The organism is Cohnella lupini (assembly GCF_003386205.1).
Lineage (GTDB): Bacteria > Bacillota > Bacilli > Paenibacillales > Paenibacillaceae > Cohnella > Cohnella lupini.
On the sequence record NZ_QRDY01000003.1, the window covers coordinates 30,435 to 45,102 of the forward strand.

Here is a 14,668-nt window from a genome sequence, read left to right on the forward strand (position 1 = left end):
TTATTTACCTTTCCAGGCTTTACCCTGCCAGCTATTGCGCTGAACCAAGGCAGCATCGATGGCGTTCAAGACTTCCCATTTCTTGAGGCTCCACATCGGTCCGATCAGAAGATCCCTCGGCGCGTCGCCCGTCAATCGATGGACGATCATATCCGGTGGCAATAGCTCGAGAGACTCGACGACGAGGTCGACGTATTCGTCCTGGTCCAAGAATCTCAGCAAGCCGTCTCTCCATTGCTTGACCATCGGCGTTTTGCGCATGAGATGAAGCAGATGGATCTTGATGCCCTGCACGTCCATGGCCGCGACGGCCTGCACGGTTTCGAGCATCATCTCGCGAGTTTCCCCGGGCAAGCCATGAATGATGTGAGCGCAGACCCGAATGCCGCGGGCTCTTAGGCGATCGACGGCATCGACGAAGCAGGCGGTATCATGGGCACGGTTAATGAGCTGCGAAGTAGATTCATGGATCGTTTGCAGACCCATTTCCACCCAAAGATAAGTTCTTTCGTTTAACTCCGCCAAGTAATCGACCACGTCATCCGGCAAGCAATCCGGCCTGGTAGCGATGGATAAGCCTACGACGCCGGGTTGCTCCAGAATGACTTCGTAATACTCGCGAAGCGTCTCCACCGGAGCATAAGTGTTCGTATAAGCTTGAAAGTATCCGATGTACTTCGCCTCGGACCATTTCAAGTGCTGGCGATCCCGAATGTTATTGAATTGGGATACCAAATCCTGTCGCCGGCTGCCCGCGAAATCCCCGGAGCCTCTCGCGCTGCAGAAGGTGCAGCCTCCGGCGGCGATGCTTCCATCTCTGTTCGGGCAAGTGAATCCGGCGTCCAGCATGACTTTGAATACTTTTTCCCCGAACGTTTCGCGCATTTCGTAGTTCCAGGTATGAAATCTTTTATCCGTCCAGAGAAGGGGACTCCGAACTTCCGTTTGGATCGTTTCCATTGATGCATCCGTCCTTTAATGAAGTCGCTATAATTGTAGCGAAAATCCGGCCAAATTGCGAGGATGGACGATCCAATACGGATAACGGATCGATATGGCGTCGTTCGATTCCAAATTAACATCGATAATCGGGCGGAATAACGCGTGATTCAACTTGCTATACCTGACATCATGTGTTATATTAAAAGTGCGCCAAATCAACAAAAATATCTGACATGATCCCGTTTTTTTTCGCAGCCTTATTCATACCGCTTCCATATCTCGGGCAGACTAGCCATACCATTTAAATTCCGATTGGAGAGGTGATTGCATTGAATACAAGCGTACGCATTCCTCAAGGGGACGATACGGTTAAGGTCGAATTGACGGTCAAAGAAGCGATGGCATTAGCCGGAATCAAGTTTCATAATAACCATACGATCGAGGTATCCGCTAAGAAAAAGCTGAATCACGTCATCGAGGATCATTACATCGAGGAACACAGACCGGTCAACTAAATCGGAAATCGCCCGCTACGGAAATCGATATTAAAAGCCGAATGCCCATTTTTGGGAATTCGGCTTTTTATGTTTGACAATTTGGTCTGCTGGTTATATAGTTAGTTACATGAGCAACTAACCGATTAACTTGGTGGTGAAACGATGACAATTTCAATGGATGACAGCCGCCCGATCTTCCTGCAAATCGCCGAAAGGATCGAGAACGACATTATCGAAGGCAGGCTTCCCGAGGAATCGCAAGTACCCTCGACGAATCAGTTTGCGTCCTTCTATCAGATCAACCCGGCGACCGTAATGAAGGGCGTCAACCTGCTGGTGGATCAAGAAATATTGTACAAGAAGAGAGGGATCGGCATGTTCGTGGCTACGGGCGTTAGAGCAAAGATCATGGATAAGCGAAAGGAACAATTCTACGAGCAATATATCGTGTCTATGGTCAAGGAAGCGGAAAAACTCGGGATTACGGCGGATCAGCTAACGGAAATGATCAAGAGAGGGGATAAGGGACAATGAGCTTAGCGGTAGAGATCAACGGGCTATCGAAATCTTACGGCAAAGTCAAGGCGGTCGATAATGTAAGCTTCAGCTTGGAGGAAGGTAAAATATACGGGCTTCTGGGTAGAAACGGAGCGGGTAAAACGACGGTTATGCACATGATTACGGCCCAGTTATTCGCGACGAGCGGACAGCTTAAAGTGTTCGGAGAGGAACCTTACGAGAACGATAAGGTGCTTAGTCAAATCTGCTTCATTAAAGAGAGTCAGAAATACCCCGATAATTTTCGGGTGGCGGACGTTCTTGACGTATCCCGGCTATTCTTTCCGAACTGGGATCGGGAGTTCGCGGATTCGCTTGTCCAGGATTTCAAGCTTCCTTTGAAACGCAGAGTGAAGAAGCTGTCCCGCGGCATGTTGTCCTCCGTCGGAATTATCGTCGGGCTTGCCAGTCGCGCGCCGTTAACGATATTCGACGAGCCGTATCTCGGACTCGACGCCGTCGCCCGCAGCCTTTTCTACGACCGGTTGCTAGCCGACTACGCAGAGTATCCCCGGACGATCGTGCTTTCCACGCATTTGATCGACGAAGTCAGCCAACTGCTCGAGCATGTGCTGGTCATCGATAACGGCAAGCTCATTCTGAACGAGGAATCCGACGCGTTGCGCGGAAGAGCCTGCTCGGTGGCGGGTTTCGCCTCGCAGGTGGAAAATTTCCTTGAAGGCAAGACGGTCATTCATAGGGAGCCCTTTGCCGGCTTGGCGTCCGCTACGATATTGGGGCATTTAAGCGCGCAAGATCGGAAGAGGGCATCGGATCTCGGACTCGAGATCACCCCGGTGTCCTTGCAACAAATGATCATCTATTTGACGAACGGCAAAATAGACGGAGAGGCGGCGATTGCCCGATGAATCGAGTTGCCGGCATTATAAGAACGCATTTAACCGACAGATGGTCTTGGTTGTTTCTTCCTTGGATCGTTCTATTGTCCAGCTTCGTTTGCAATTTAATCATTGCTACGGCGGGCGACGAGATCTATACGGGCGGCTTAGCTTCCATCTTTATCTATATGATGGTAATAGGAATCGTAAGCGTCGGTCAGACCTTTCCGTTCCTGATCGGCTTCGGAGCCAGAAGAAAGGATTACTTCCTCGGAACGACCGCTACGATCGGGATTATCGGCATCGCATCATCCTTTATCCTGCTTCTGATGGGATATATCGAAACGCGAAGCGAGGGTTGGGGTCTCAAGCTTCATTTCTTCGATCTTCCTTATATCAGCGACGGGAACGTACTCGCCAGAGTGTGGGTATTGTTCAACTTCATGCTCCACTTTTTCTTCCTTGGCTTCGTGATCTCTTGCATACACCGGAAGTTCGGACGTAACGGCTTGTATATTCTCTTCATCCTAAGCGGGATCATCATCACCGTGAGCTTATACCTAATCAACAGTTACGGCAGCTGGGATGCGATCTTCGATTGGTTTGCGGACATATCGGCCGCGCAGCTCGCATCGGGTATGTTCGTCGTGACTTTGGTCTACGTCATCCTCTCCTACTTGATGCTTCGCAGAGCAACGGTATAATGGAACTTAAACATTTCGTTAATAGGGTTTAAGATTCGTTATTCGTTAGAGACTGGAGTCGTGATAGAAGTTGGTTCAATTAAGAAGAGGTTACCCATGGGGATTGCTATCGGTTATCTTGTTCACCGTCATATGCATTTTGGTATGGACCGAAGGGGCGGTAGGATTTGACGAGAGCGTCATTACAGCCGTACAGGGACAACAATCCCCTTGGCTTACCCGAGTAATGGAATCATTCAGTTGGTTGGGTTCTACCCTGGTCGTTACCGTGCTCGCGTTGGCGATGCTGTCGTTCTTGGCCTTCGTGCTTGGGCATCGCAAGGAATTGATTCTATTCGTCGCGGTTGTCGGAGGGGCACCTCTGCTGAACACGTTATTGAAAATATGGTTCAAACGAGAACGGCCGGACATCAATAGATTGGTCGAAGAGGCGGGGTATAGTTTCCCGAGCGGGCATTCTATGGCGGCTTTCGCGTTGTACGGAGCGCTAACCTACTTGCTGTGGAAGCACATAAGAAGCCGAACCGGCAAAATAGCGCTTGTCGTATTCGCTTCCGCGATCGTGCTTAGCATCGGATTGAGCCGGGTGTATCTTGGTGTCCATTATCCGAGCGACGTATTGGGAGGATATCTCGCCAGCGGCGTTTGGTTGGGACTAATGATCGAGATTTTTCAGCGGATGAACAAAGAGGTACGGGTATTAAGGAAGGCGGCCAGTTCGCGGTAACGAAATAAGAGCTATCCCGCGTGCGAAGTCATCGCTTGCGGGATAGCTCTTATTGGTAGAAGCACGGCTAATTTTATTGAACGATCAGTTGGCCGGTCATCTCGTTATGACCCGTTCCGCACTGAATCGAACACGCGAAGTCAAACGTGCCCGCTTTGTCCGCTACGAACGTAGCCGATTCCCCGTTCTTAAGGTTCACGTCGTAATCGGGAATTTTGAATCCGTGATTCCCGTTGTCGTTCTTAAGAGTTAACTTCACGGTATCGCCTTTATTCACTTTGAGCTCGGTTTGGTCGAATTGGAAGTTGGTCGCCGTGACCGTGATTTCTTTCGTCGCGCCGCCGGCTGCCGGAGCGCTGGATGTCGACGGCGTCGACGGGCTCTCCGAAGCGTTGTTATTGCCGTTTCCTCCGCACCCGCTCAGCGCGATAACGGCAGCGATCGTAACCAAGGCGAAATATAACGTCGTTCTAAAGGCGAATTTGTTCATTCGGGAACACCTCCAGGAAAATTATGACGGATATCCGGCATGAGGAATGCGCGAAGAGTAATCGTCAATTAAAAGGTTACCCCAAATCGTTCGCGTATAAACCGGGAATCGGCGCGGCGCAAAGAGAGGTGCCAGCTATCGCGCAGTTGGCCGAATTCGTGATACACTTTATTTTGAACCTGATGAAGGTACATAAGCTTTCGGAAACGCAACATTAGGAGGAAGACGAAATGCGATTGCGCGGCAGAAAAAATAATTTCCGGGAAACCTTGGAGCTGCAACAGGATCTCGTCGTGCTGGAGCCTCAGCAGCTCAAGGGTCGTTGGCGCGAGTTCTTCGGAAACGATAACCCGATTCATATCGAGTGCGGCATGGGCAAGGGACAATTCATCAGCCGAATGAGCGGGAACAATCCGCATATCAATTACATCGGGATGGACATTTACGATGAATTGCTTATTCGGGGAAGCGAGAAAGCCCGGGCTTTATGGAAAAACGAAAAGGGCGTCAACGAGGTACCCAATTTGGCGCTCGCCCGTGGGAATGTCGAGTTTCTGGACAAGATGTTCGATCCGGGAGAACTGGAGCGGATCTACTTGAATTTCAGCGATCCTTGGCCAAAGTCCAAGCATGGCAAAAGAAGACTGACCCATCCCCGGTTTCTAATGAAGTACAAGCAAGCGCTTAACGAGATCGGAGAAATTCATTTCAAGACGGATTCGCTTAGCTTGTTCGAGTTTTCCTTGAACAGCTTCTCCGCGATCGAATATCAAATGAGAAACATTTCGCTGGACCTTCACCGCAACGGAATTCGCGACGACCTCGTACTAACCGAGTACGAAACGAAGTTCGTCGGTCAGGGAATGCCCATATATAGGCTGGAAGCGGTTATAGGCGAGAAGATACAACAGGAGCACCGTCGTCTCGTGGCGGAGGACCTGGAAGAGCAATTCCGTAGAGGTACGATGAAGGACCCTGAATCCGAAGACGAATAAGAATCGGCCGTACCCGGGTGAGAGCCGGGTGCGGCCGTTATTATTATCGCGCATGCCGTAAGGCGGTCGCGGTATTTTGGGAAGTTGATGCCGGCAGGCGAGGAGGTTATATCCAAATCGAGAGGAACAAAGCCGTCGAGCTTCCGAGCAATGCGCCGGCTACGGTATCACTGGGGAAATGCAGGCCGAAGTAGATTCTAGACAAGGCGACGCCCATTCCGATCGGAAGCAGAACGGGAATAAGCATGGGCTCCGCGAGCATCCAAGGAGTTAACATGGCGAAGGCCGCTGTCGTGTGACCGGACGGAAAGGATGGATCCTTAAGCGGATGACGGTTCGTATTGATCTGAGGGAAAACCTGGTACGGACGAAGGCGAGGAGCGCTTCTCTTAGCAATGGCAACCGGAATGTGGCTGAGCACCACTGCGGCGAAAGCCAACCAACCGGCGTGACTCCACCGTTCCGGAGCGAATAATCCGGCGGCAAGCGAAATGCAGAGACTGAACGTCGCTCCGGCGATAAGCGATAAAATATGGAAGAGCCAGTTCAAGGCGGAACGGTTCCAACGAATGTTCACATGCAAGAATAATGGGCGTTCCACTTCCTGAAGCATGCGGTATATTCGGCTCATATTCCATCTCCTTTTTGTCTTCTAGCTAATCAGGCATAAGCGAATAATTCATTACTTTCTTAGAATAGCGGGCAATTGTCACGACAGTATTAACGCCTTGTTGATACGCCGTTAACGTGCGTTTTTTACAATAAAAAGAAAGGACGCGGGAGGGATTAACGATGGCGGGAATGCGCTTGGCACTATTTACCGACACGTATTATCCGGAGGTCAACGGAGTGGCGAAGACATTGGAGCGGTGGATCAACCATCTGAGGAGTCAAGGCGTCGAATGCATGGTATTCGCCCCGTCGAGGCCGCGCAAGGAAAAGACGGTAACCGAAGTCGCGGAAAGACTTACGAGCTTGCCATTCTTCCTGTATCCGGAATGCCGGCTTGCCGTACCTCAGACGGGAAGCATCGAGCGCAAGCTGCTGGGCTTCAAGCCGACGGTAATTCACGTCGCGACTCCGTTCGGGACCGGAGTCGCCGGGCGTCATCTAGCCATAAAACACGGAATTCCTCTCGTCGCGTCCCACCATACGCATTTTGTGCGTTATTTGCCGTTTTACAATTTACAATGGATGGGCAAACTTCTATGGAGATATTTACATTGGTTTCACCGGCCATGCAGCCGAATCTATGTGCCTTCCCGGTCGGTTATGGAGGAATGCCGGAAGGATGGATGGGATAAGCTCGAAATATGGAGCAGAGGAGTCGACACGGGGCGATTCCACCCAGAAGTGGACAGAGAGGCGTTGTTGCTTCAAGCCGGGCTGCCAAGCTCGAAGTTTGTCGTGCTATATGCGGGAAGAATGGCTCCGGAGAAGCAAACGGAAGTGGCCGTGGATGCCGTATCGCTCTTCGCTTCAAGAACAGGGATGGACGTAGAACTAATTGTCGCCGGCGACGGACCTGCGGCGAGCGAGATTAAAGCTTTAACGCTGCGTCGCGGAGTGAGTACCCAATTTCTTGGGGCAATCTCGCAAGAGCGACTGCAGCAATGGATGGCGGCTTCCGACGTGCTCTTGTTTCCTTCGGCGACCGAGACATTCGGCAACGTCGTGCTCGAAGCGATGGCATGCGGTCTTCCGGTCGTAGGGGCGGCGGGCGGCGCGGTACCGGATACGATCCGCGATGGAGAGAACGGATTGCTGTGCGCGCCCGGTGACGCCGATGCTTTCGCCGGCAAGCTCGAGCTGCTCCACGGGGACCCTTCCTTGCGGGCCAGATTATCGGCGGCCGGCGTGCTAGAGGCTAAGGAACGCTCGTGGGACGAAGTATTCAGACGGCTGCAACTCAGCATCGAATTCAGCATCGAGGAATCCGCAAAAACTTTTTTTGCAACCAACTGAGCTTTACAAACGTTAATTTAGTGTGAACGGGGGATAGGTCTCCGGATAGAAAAAGGTTGGAAACCGATGAAAAGCAGCGCTGTAACGTAGCAATTCCCGCCACATGCACTGCCCTGCCGCCCAGAACCGCTTATGCTGGCCGTAAACCGTTTATTTGGTTGGTATGACCTTTTGACAAACGGATGTAAACCGAAGAAAATCAAGAATGTCTCTTTTGGAGGGCGCTCAGGGCAGCAAAAAACAAGAAAAAGACAGAGAGAAAAACAAAACACAGAGAAAAAGAAAAAAAGGGATTTAGGGGGTACAACTGAATATGTTTAACAATTTTCTTTTGGTTGTTCAGGTATTGTTTTTTCTGATCGGGGCTTATCAGGTTATTTTGTCTTTCTTCGGATGGTATCGGAAAAAAGAACGGATCACCCACAAGCCGACCAAGTCCTTTGCGTTGCTGGTCGCGGCGCATAACGAGAAAGCAGTCGTCGGAGCGTTGATCGAAAACCTGCTCAAGATGGATTATCCTCGCGAGTTGTTCGACATCTTCGTCATTTGCGACAACTGTACCGACGGAACGGCCGATATCGTACGCAAGTATGCCGGCGTTCATGCCTGCGAGCGTACGAATCCGAATCAAAGGGGCAAAGGCTTCGCAATCGAATGGATGCTGAAGGAGCTGTGGAAGCATCCCAAGCAATACGATTCCATCGTGATGTTCGATGCCGACAATCTGGTGGCGACCAACTTCCTGCAATACATGAACGAAGATCTTTGCAACGGATACCGCGTAATCCAAGGTTACTTGGATACGAAGAACCCGAACGATTCTTGGGTCAGCGCGGCTAACGGAATCAATTATTGGTTCTGCAATCGCCTATGGCAAATGCCGCGGTATAACTTGGGCTTATCCAATTTCCTAGGCGGAACGGGCATGTGCTTCGAGACGAAGCTGCTTAAGGAAATGGGATGGGGAGCCACGAGCCTAGTCGAAGATCTGGAGTTCACTATTCGATGCATTCAGCGGAATATCTACCCTAAATTCAACTACGACGCGCGCGTATACGACGAGAAGCCGATTACGTTCAAGGCATCTTCCCGCCAACGTCTACGGTGGATGCAAGGTCACTTCGATATTACCCGGCGCTATATGCTTCCCCTTCTGTGGCAGGGGATCAAGGAACGTAGCGTCGTGAAGATCGATGCGTCGCTCTACGTGTTCAACGCATACAACTTCCTGCTCGGATTTTTGATTACCGCCACCTTGTGGTTTGACTTGCTGCTGCCGGGCGAACCGCATTTCGATTCTATTTATTCCATCGCGCCGGCTTGGCTGGCCATTCCGATTTCTCTTTATATTTACTTGCAGGTTCCGCTTGCCATGATGCTCGAGAAAGTCAATTGGCGGATCTATCTCAAGCTGGTGATGTTCCCTGTTTTCTTCTTTACTTGGTGGCCGATCACTTTCTATGCCTTCTTCACGCAGAACAACAAAACCTGGAGCCATACGCAGCATACGCGCGTCATCCGGTTGGAGGAAGTGCAAGGAAAGCAAATGTAGCCGCTTAACTTCCCCGGGAGAGCTCCCGGGGAGCTTTTCTTTTATTGAGAACATCCGCGTTGACATCCGAGAAATAGAATGATATAGTGTTCGTTGTGACTGATTTATGTAAATTATTCAGCACGCACAAGCAGAAGCACCCGCTTCTCACCTGATCGGCATTTGCTGACGGGTATGCGTAGCCGACGATTATACGGGGCTTGCGGAAACTTTGGTTTCCATGCGACGAACGATAACGTTTGGACTAGGATGGCGGGTCAATGCGACTCGTTTTTTTGTTTTTTATGGACAACTAATTTTAACAGTCTATTTCGGAGGTGGAACATTATTAGCAAGGATCATCAACTCAACGAGGAAATCCGGGCGAAGGAAGTCCGACTTGTCGGCCCCGAAGGCGAGCAAATCGGGATCAAACCTTTTCGTGAAGCCATGCAAATGGCAATTGACGCTAATCTCGACTTAGTTAACGTAGCGCCGCAGGCGAAACCGCCGGTGTGCCGCATCATGGACTATGGGAAATTCCGATACGAGCAGCAGAAGAAGGAAAAGGAAGCTCGGAAGAATCAGAAAATCGTCGACCTCAAAGAAGTTTGGTTTCGTGCGAACATCGAGGAGCACGACTACCAGACGAAGTTTCGCAACGTTGTGAAATTCTTGAACGAAGGCGACAAGGTTAAATGCTCCGTGCGGTTCCGCGGTCGTGAAATCACTCATTCCAAGCTCGGTCAGAAGATCTTGGAGCGGGTTGCGAACGAAGTAGCAGATATTTGCGTTGTTGAGCGCATGCCTAAGCTGGAAGGCCGCAGCATGATTATGATTTTGGCTCCGAAAGCCCACTGACAGGAGGAACAACCCATGCCTAAAATGAAAACACATAGCAGCTTGAAAGATCGCTTCAAAATTACCGGTACAGGTAAAGTGAAACGTTTCAAAGCTTACAAGAACCACTTGCTGTCCCACAAATCGGGACGAGCGAAACGCGTATTAGCCGGTCAACCGTTGATGGCTCAAGGCGACGTTCGTCGTCTTCAGCAACAACTTGGAAACCTGAAATAAATCGTCATATGAACACTTCCGGGAGGTAATGAATCATGGCAAGAGTCAAAGGCGGATTCGTAACGCGCCGTCGTCGCAATAGAATGTTGAAGTTAGCAAAAGGTTACTGGGGCGCGAAGCATCGCCTGTTCAAGAAAGCGAAAGAGCAAGTAATGAAATCCCTTATGTACGCATACCGCGACCGTCGCCAGACGAAACGGAACTTCCGCAAATTGTGGATCGTGCGTATTAACGCTGCGGCTCGCCAGAATGGCCTGTCCTACAGCAAATTGATGCATGGCTTGAAATTGGCCGGCATCGAAGTAAACCGCAAGATGCTTGCCGACCTGGCAGTGAACGACATCAGCGCGTTCAACTCCCTTGCCGGCACCGCAAAAGAAAAAATCAACGCGTAGTTTCGCGTTTAGACAAGCCCTGGGAAACCGGGGCTTTTTTTGCGCGATTCGGGGTAGTTGCGGCACGTTCCTAATTTAATTATAGAGGACAGAGGTACAAGCACAACGAGCTCCCTGCTCATAAGCTACAGGACAACGGAGAAGACGGTCGGGAAAGTCGTAAGATCGGCCTTCGCCGTTCGTACATGATAACGACCGGACGTTACGCAGGCGTAACCAAATCGATCGGAAGCAGGGAGGAGTGGTTAAGATGTCCCGGATAACACGTTCACAGGCTAGCAAGCTAGTAGGAAAGCAGATATACGCGGTAAGCAAGGATGGCTCGATCACTACGGGCAAGCTTGTCCGCATTAGCGGGAACCGCTTGATTCTCGACAATCCGATACACAACAAAGCCCAAATTAAAGCGATATTTCCTCTTGTGTTGTTTGATTTGCTGGCAATCGGAACGTTTGGCGGCTTCGGAGGCGGCTTCGGAGGCGGCTTCGGGGGCGGTTTCGGAGGCGGTTTCGGAGGCTGGTGGTAATCGAATCCATGGCGTGACGGTAGCCATCATACAGCGGACCGATCTTTCATCGATCCGCTGTTTGGCATTTCGCGGGTCAAAGCGATAGGGATTTGGCCAGCTGTACGACTTTAAGCGATGGAATGGCTTGCAGAGTGTTATAACCGATGCGATGGTAGAAGCGTAAGGCCCGATAATTATCCTCGTCGACGAACACATGCGACGTATTGCACCCTTTAAACCGGCCGTAGTTCTCTGCAATAATCATAAGCGCGGTTCCCCATTGCTTGCTCTGATGTCGGGAATCGACGGCAAGCAGGTCGATGAATAGCGTCTTGTTTCGGAATTCCATATGCAGGAAGCCGATCGGCGAGTTTCTTCGGGACTGGGAGACGACGAGCGTAGCTCCTCTGCGAATGCGGCGCGTAATTTGGGAATGAAGCCTGCTATCTCTAGGATGCTGCCATGGGGAGATCGGAACCAGCTGCGTGCGTACAAGCTCGACGATGCCCTTATCGTCCCGTAATTGTCTCCATCGAATCAAGTGGGGTACCTCCCCGTTTCAAGTCGCTCGGCGAAGGCGTTGTTTCAACCGATGCCGATATGACAACGTATGAACAAGTCGTTTGAACGGTAACGGCTAAGATGTGTATTGACGAATGCCTTGGCGAAGAATATAATGAATGCTAAATCGACGAAAAACAAATGGCCGTGATGAGGAAAAAGCGATGGGGCTCTTAAGCTCAGAGAGTATCGGATTAGCTGAGACCGATGCCTTAACCCCTGTACGCGAAGTCTCCTCGGAGCTGTTCGCCTGAACCGCCGGAATGGCGCATTAGGGAGAATCGGAGTGGCGCTCGTTATTGCGCTTAAGGTATGGAACCTCATACTTTATAAGGCCGTCACCGCGAGGTGGTCGGCAAACTCGGGTGGTACCGCGGAAGCAACAGCCTTTCGTCCCAAGACAGCCATTATTGGCATTGGGATGAAGGGCTTTTTGATTTGTAACAAGATTAGAGTATATAAGATTCAATATTCCTTATACTTCTCTAATCGCTCGAGACAAACGTGTACCACCGTCCGGTGGCCGGTGAAGCCGTTTTACTTGAAAGGAGGAAAAAAGAGATGAGTGCACAGGGAGTTACACTGAAAACCAAAGAAGAATTGATTGAAAAGTGGAGTAAGCCGGAAGTGATCAGCGGGTCGGAAATTCTGCTTCGTAGTTTGTTACTGGAGGGAGCGGACTGCGTCTTCGGATACCCGGGCGGCGCTGTACTGTTCATCTATGATGCCATGCACGGTTTCAGCGATTTCCAGCATCTGCTTACGCGCCACGAGCAGGGAGCCATCCATGCCGCTGACGGCTATGCCCGTTCAACCGGCAAGGTTGGGGTATGCATTGCCACTTCGGGACCGGGGGCGACTAATCTGGTCACTGGAATCGCGACGGCTTACATGGATTCGGTACCTTTGGTTGTCATCACGGGTAACGTAGCGACAACGCTGATCGGTACGGACGCCTTCCAAGAAGCGGATATCGTCGGAATCACGATGCCGATCACGAAACATAGCTATCTGGTACGCAAGGCGGAGGACTTGCCTCGCGTGATCCACGAAGCCTTCCATATTGCCAATAGCGGACGCAAAGGTCCGGTGCTCATCGATATTCCTAAAGACGTTTCGGCGGAGAAGACCTTGTTCCAGCCGGTTTCGAACGTAAACCTGAGAGGCTACAACCCGACGGTTCAACCAAACAAGCAGCAAGTGGAGAAAATGATCCGCTTGATCGAGAACGCGGAAAAGCCGGTTATTCTGGCCGGTGGCGGCGTAGTTTACTCGGGTGCTCATGAAGAGCTGTACGAGTTCGTTACGAAGACGGGCATTCCGACCACGACGACATTGCTAGGCTTGGGAGGCTTTCCGAGCGGTCATGAGCTGCACATGGGTATGCCCGGCATGCATGGTACATGGACGGCTAACACCTCGATTCAGACGGCTGACCTGCTGATTAACATCGGAGCGCGGTTCGACGATCGCGTGACGGGCAAGCTGAAAGGCTTTGCTCCGAACGCTAAGATCGTTCACATCGATATCGATCCTGCCGAAATCGGCAAGAACGTGCCTACGGACGTGCCGATCGTCGGAGACGTGAAGGCAGTTCTGCAGCAAGCGAACGCAATCGTGAAGTATGCGGGCAAAGCGGATGCGTGGCGGAAGCAAATCGCGCAGTCGTCGGCCGAAAAGCCGTTCAAGTATGTCGATTCGGATACCGAACTGAAGCCGCAATGGGTTATTTCCATGATTCACGAAACGACTCACGGCGACGCCATTGTGACTACCGACGTAGGCCAGCATCAAATGTGGGCGGCTCAATATTATCCGTTCAACAAGCCTCGCTCTTGGGTGACCTCGGGTGGACTAGGAACGATGGGTTTTGGATTCCCATCGGCTATCGGAGCTCAAATGGGCAATCCGGATAGGACGGTCGTATCGATCAACGGAGACGGCGGCATGCAAATGTGCGCGCAGGAGCTTGCCATCTGCGCGATCAATAACATTCCGGTTAAGGTAGTCATAATCAATAACCAAGTGCTCGGAATGGTTCGTCAGTGGCAGGAGCTCATTTACGATAACCGCTACAGCCATATCGATCTTTCGGGTAGCCCCGATTTCGTGAAGCTGGCAGAAGCTTATGGCGTTAAGGGCTTCAGAGCCGCCAACAAAGAAGACGCTCTGCAAGTATGGAAGGAAGCGTTGGCTCACCCGGGACCCGCGGTCGTCGAATTCGTCGTTCGCAAGCATGAGAACGTGTATCCGATGGTTACCCAAGGAAGCACGATCGATCAGATGATCATGGGGGACTCCGAATGAACCGTAAATACACGATAGCAATACTAGTCAATGATCAGCCAGGTGTTCTGCAACGGGTTTCGGGCTTGTTCGGCCGGCGTGGATTCAACATTGAGAGCATTACCGTCGGCGCGTCCGAAGAAGCGGGCTTGTCCCGTATGGTCGTCGTCACTACCGGCGACGACCATACGCTGGAGCAAATCCAAAAGCAATTGTACAAGCTTATCGACGTTATCAAGGTCATCGATATTAGCGGCAACCCGATGGTCGGCCGCGAGCTCGGATTAATCAAGATCGGAGCGGAACCTTCCGTCCGTCCGGAAATTCTCGGCATAGTGGAAACCTTCCGCGCGGCGGTCGTCGATATCGGACCTACGACGCTGATCGTTCAAGTCGTAGGCGACTCGGAGAAGATCGATGCGATGATCGAATTGCTTAAGCCTTACGGGATTCGCGAGCTTTCGCGTACCGGCGTAACGGCTATGAACAGAGGTTTCAGGTAAGTAGCGGATTCGATATCGGGAAAACCGCCACAAGAAGTAGGAACGGCCCGCTCGGAGCGGGGGTTCGAAGGGAGCGTAACGCTTTAATGC

Annotated in this window: 19 protein-coding genes; 15 read left to right on the forward strand and 4 right to left on the reverse strand. The window is 51.3% G+C overall.

The genetic code is table 11. The features are described 5' to 3' along the window. Positions 1-960, reverse strand: a complete 960-nt coding sequence (gene mnmL / locus DFP95_RS07085) for a tRNA modification radical SAM protein MnmL/YtqA (RefSeq protein ID WP_181907306.1) — start codon at positions 958-960, stop codon at positions 1-3. A gap of 302 nt (positions 961-1,262) precedes the next feature. Here mnmL and DFP95_RS07090 point away from each other — a divergent pair, with 302 nt between their 5' ends. The 5 genes from DFP95_RS07090 (at position 1,263) to DFP95_RS07110 (ending at position 4,267) form a co-directional block, all read left to right on the forward strand. Then, entirely contained in the window at positions 1,263-1,457 is a 195-nt protein-coding gene (locus DFP95_RS07090) for a hypothetical protein (protein ID WP_342768195.1), read from the forward strand. Between the two features lie 144 nt (positions 1,458-1,601). Next, positions 1,602-1,973, forward strand: coding sequence for a GntR family transcriptional regulator (locus tag DFP95_RS07095; protein WP_115991907.1), 372 nt, complete (start codon positions 1,602-1,604; stop codon positions 1,971-1,973). Continuing rightward, the gene (locus DFP95_RS07100) at positions 1,970-2,866 is read left to right on the forward strand and encodes an ABC transporter ATP-binding protein (protein ID WP_115991908.1); all 897 of its coding nucleotides are present in this window, start codon (positions 1,970-1,972) and stop codon (positions 2,864-2,866) included. Before DFP95_RS07095 ends, DFP95_RS07100 begins: the two co-directional genes overlap by 4 nt. Then, positions 2,863-3,540, forward strand: coding sequence for a hypothetical protein (locus DFP95_RS07105; protein WP_115991909.1), 678 nt, complete (start codon positions 2,863-2,865; stop codon positions 3,538-3,540). The genes DFP95_RS07100 and DFP95_RS07105 overlap by 4 nt, the downstream gene beginning before the upstream one ends. Positions 3,541-3,610: 70 nt before the next feature. Further along, a complete protein-coding gene (locus DFP95_RS07110) occupies positions 3,611-4,267 on the forward strand; it encodes a phosphatase PAP2 family protein (protein WP_115991910.1) in 657 nt (218 codons plus the stop codon). Positions 4,268-4,340: 73 nt separating this feature from the next. Here the strand turns inward: DFP95_RS07110 and DFP95_RS07115 are convergent, their stop codons facing one another. Continuing rightward, positions 4,341-4,757: a cupredoxin domain-containing protein gene (locus DFP95_RS07115; RefSeq protein ID WP_115991911.1), complete on the reverse strand. Its 417-nt coding sequence runs from the start codon at positions 4,755-4,757 to the stop codon at positions 4,341-4,343. A gap of 23 nt (positions 4,758-4,780) precedes the next feature. Between DFP95_RS07115 and DFP95_RS07120 the strand changes: the two genes are divergently transcribed. Beyond that, positions 4,781-4,975: a hypothetical protein gene (locus tag DFP95_RS07120; protein ID WP_115991912.1), complete on the forward strand. Its 195-nt coding sequence runs from the start codon at positions 4,781-4,783 to the stop codon at positions 4,973-4,975. A gap of 12 nt (positions 4,976-4,987) precedes the next feature. Then, a complete protein-coding gene (gene trmB, locus DFP95_RS07125; protein ID WP_115991913.1) occupies positions 4,988-5,752 on the forward strand; it encodes a tRNA (guanosine(46)-N7)-methyltransferase TrmB in 765 nt (254 codons plus the stop codon). 106 nt (positions 5,753-5,858) lie between these two features. On the opposite strand, the gene DFP95_RS07130 is transcribed toward trmB, so the two are convergent. After that, positions 5,859-6,383: a phosphatase PAP2 family protein gene (locus DFP95_RS07130; RefSeq protein WP_115991914.1), complete on the reverse strand. Its 525-nt coding sequence runs from the start codon at positions 6,381-6,383 to the stop codon at positions 5,859-5,861. Positions 6,384-6,544: 161 nt separating this feature from the next. Between DFP95_RS07130 and DFP95_RS07135 the strand changes: the two genes are divergently transcribed. The 6 genes from DFP95_RS07135 to DFP95_RS07160 all read left to right on the forward strand — a co-directional run bounded on the left by DFP95_RS07135 (position 6,545) and on the right by DFP95_RS07160 (position 11,246). Further along, the gene (locus DFP95_RS07135) at positions 6,545-7,717 is read left to right on the forward strand and encodes a glycosyltransferase family 4 protein (protein ID WP_115991915.1); all 1,173 of its coding nucleotides are present in this window, start codon (positions 6,545-6,547) and stop codon (positions 7,715-7,717) included. A gap of 313 nt (positions 7,718-8,030) precedes the next feature. After that, entirely contained in the window at positions 8,031-9,269 is a 1,239-nt protein-coding gene (locus DFP95_RS07140) for a glycosyltransferase family 2 protein (RefSeq protein WP_115991916.1), read from the forward strand. Between the two features lie 249 nt (positions 9,270-9,518). Next, positions 9,519-10,109, forward strand: a complete 591-nt coding sequence (gene infC / locus DFP95_RS07145; RefSeq protein ID WP_115991917.1) for a translation initiation factor IF-3 — start codon at positions 9,519-9,521, stop codon at positions 10,107-10,109. A gap of 15 nt (positions 10,110-10,124) precedes the next feature. Further along, positions 10,125-10,325 (forward strand): 50S ribosomal protein L35, encoded by a 201-nt coding sequence (gene rpmI, locus DFP95_RS07150; protein ID WP_115991918.1) that lies wholly within the window; start codon positions 10,125-10,127, stop codon positions 10,323-10,325. Between the two features lie 35 nt (positions 10,326-10,360). Beyond that, positions 10,361-10,720: a 50S ribosomal protein L20 gene (rplT, locus tag DFP95_RS07155; RefSeq protein ID WP_115991919.1), complete on the forward strand. Its 360-nt coding sequence runs from the start codon at positions 10,361-10,363 to the stop codon at positions 10,718-10,720. 250 nt (positions 10,721-10,970) lie between these two features. Then, positions 10,971-11,246, forward strand: a complete 276-nt coding sequence (locus DFP95_RS07160) for an eL33 family ribosomal protein (RefSeq protein ID WP_115991920.1) — start codon at positions 10,971-10,973, stop codon at positions 11,244-11,246. A gap of 76 nt (positions 11,247-11,322) precedes the next feature. Here DFP95_RS07160 and DFP95_RS07165 read toward each other — a convergent pair whose 3' ends face one another. Further along, a complete protein-coding gene (locus DFP95_RS07165) occupies positions 11,323-11,769 on the reverse strand; it encodes a GNAT family N-acetyltransferase (protein ID WP_115991921.1) in 447 nt (148 codons plus the stop codon). 581 nt (positions 11,770-12,350) lie between these two features. Here DFP95_RS07165 and ilvB point away from each other — a divergent pair. Together ilvB and ilvN are read left to right on the forward strand one after the other, a co-directional pair. Continuing rightward, on the forward strand, positions 12,351-14,096 hold the full coding sequence (gene ilvB, locus DFP95_RS07175; RefSeq protein WP_115991923.1) for a biosynthetic-type acetolactate synthase large subunit: 1,746 nt from the start codon (positions 12,351-12,353) through the stop codon (positions 14,094-14,096). Beyond that, positions 14,093-14,578, forward strand: a complete 486-nt coding sequence (gene ilvN / locus DFP95_RS07180) for an acetolactate synthase small subunit (RefSeq protein ID WP_115991924.1) — start codon at positions 14,093-14,095, stop codon at positions 14,576-14,578. Before ilvB ends, ilvN begins: the two co-directional genes overlap by 4 nt. Positions 14,579-14,668 lie beyond the last annotated feature (90 nt).

What these genes read in the sequence shown, in the direction of transcription:
- mnmL (WP_181907306.1), bottom strand. Translation starts at nt 960, where the DNA reads ATGGAAACGATCCAAACGGAAGTTCGGAGTCCCCTTCTCTGGACGGAT.
- DFP95_RS07095 (WP_115991907.1), top strand. Translation starts at nt 1,602, where the DNA reads ATGACAATTTCAATGGATGACAGCCGCCCGATCTTCCTGCAAATCGCC.
- DFP95_RS07100 (WP_115991908.1), top strand. Translation starts at nt 1,970, where the DNA reads ATGAGCTTAGCGGTAGAGATCAACGGGCTATCGAAATCTTACGGCAAA.
- DFP95_RS07105 (WP_115991909.1), top strand. Translation starts at nt 2,863, where the DNA reads ATGAATCGAGTTGCCGGCATTATAAGAACGCATTTAACCGACAGATGG.
- DFP95_RS07115 (WP_115991911.1), bottom strand. Translation starts at nt 4,757, where the DNA reads ATGAACAAATTCGCCTTTAGAACGACGTTATATTTCGCCTTGGTTACG.
- DFP95_RS07120 (WP_115991912.1), top strand. Translation starts at nt 4,781, where the DNA reads ATGACGGATATCCGGCATGAGGAATGCGCGAAGAGTAATCGTCAATTA.
- trmB (WP_115991913.1), top strand. Translation starts at nt 4,988, where the DNA reads ATGCGATTGCGCGGCAGAAAAAATAATTTCCGGGAAACCTTGGAGCTG.
- DFP95_RS07130 (WP_115991914.1), bottom strand. Translation starts at nt 6,383, where the DNA reads ATGAGCCGAATATACCGCATGCTTCAGGAAGTGGAACGCCCATTATTC.
- DFP95_RS07135 (WP_115991915.1), top strand. Translation starts at nt 6,545, where the DNA reads ATGGCGGGAATGCGCTTGGCACTATTTACCGACACGTATTATCCGGAG.
- DFP95_RS07140 (WP_115991916.1), top strand. Translation starts at nt 8,031, where the DNA reads ATGTTTAACAATTTTCTTTTGGTTGTTCAGGTATTGTTTTTTCTGATC.
- infC (WP_115991917.1), top strand. Translation starts at nt 9,519, where the DNA reads ATGGCGGGTCAATGCGACTCGTTTTTTTGTTTTTTATGGACAACTAAT.
- rpmI (WP_115991918.1), top strand. Translation starts at nt 10,125, where the DNA reads ATGCCTAAAATGAAAACACATAGCAGCTTGAAAGATCGCTTCAAAATT.
- rplT (WP_115991919.1), top strand. Translation starts at nt 10,361, where the DNA reads ATGGCAAGAGTCAAAGGCGGATTCGTAACGCGCCGTCGTCGCAATAGA.
- DFP95_RS07160 (WP_115991920.1), top strand. Translation starts at nt 10,971, where the DNA reads ATGTCCCGGATAACACGTTCACAGGCTAGCAAGCTAGTAGGAAAGCAG.
- ilvB (WP_115991923.1), top strand. Translation starts at nt 12,351, where the DNA reads ATGAGTGCACAGGGAGTTACACTGAAAACCAAAGAAGAATTGATTGAA.
- ilvN (WP_115991924.1), top strand. Translation starts at nt 14,093, where the DNA reads ATGAACCGTAAATACACGATAGCAATACTAGTCAATGATCAGCCAGGT.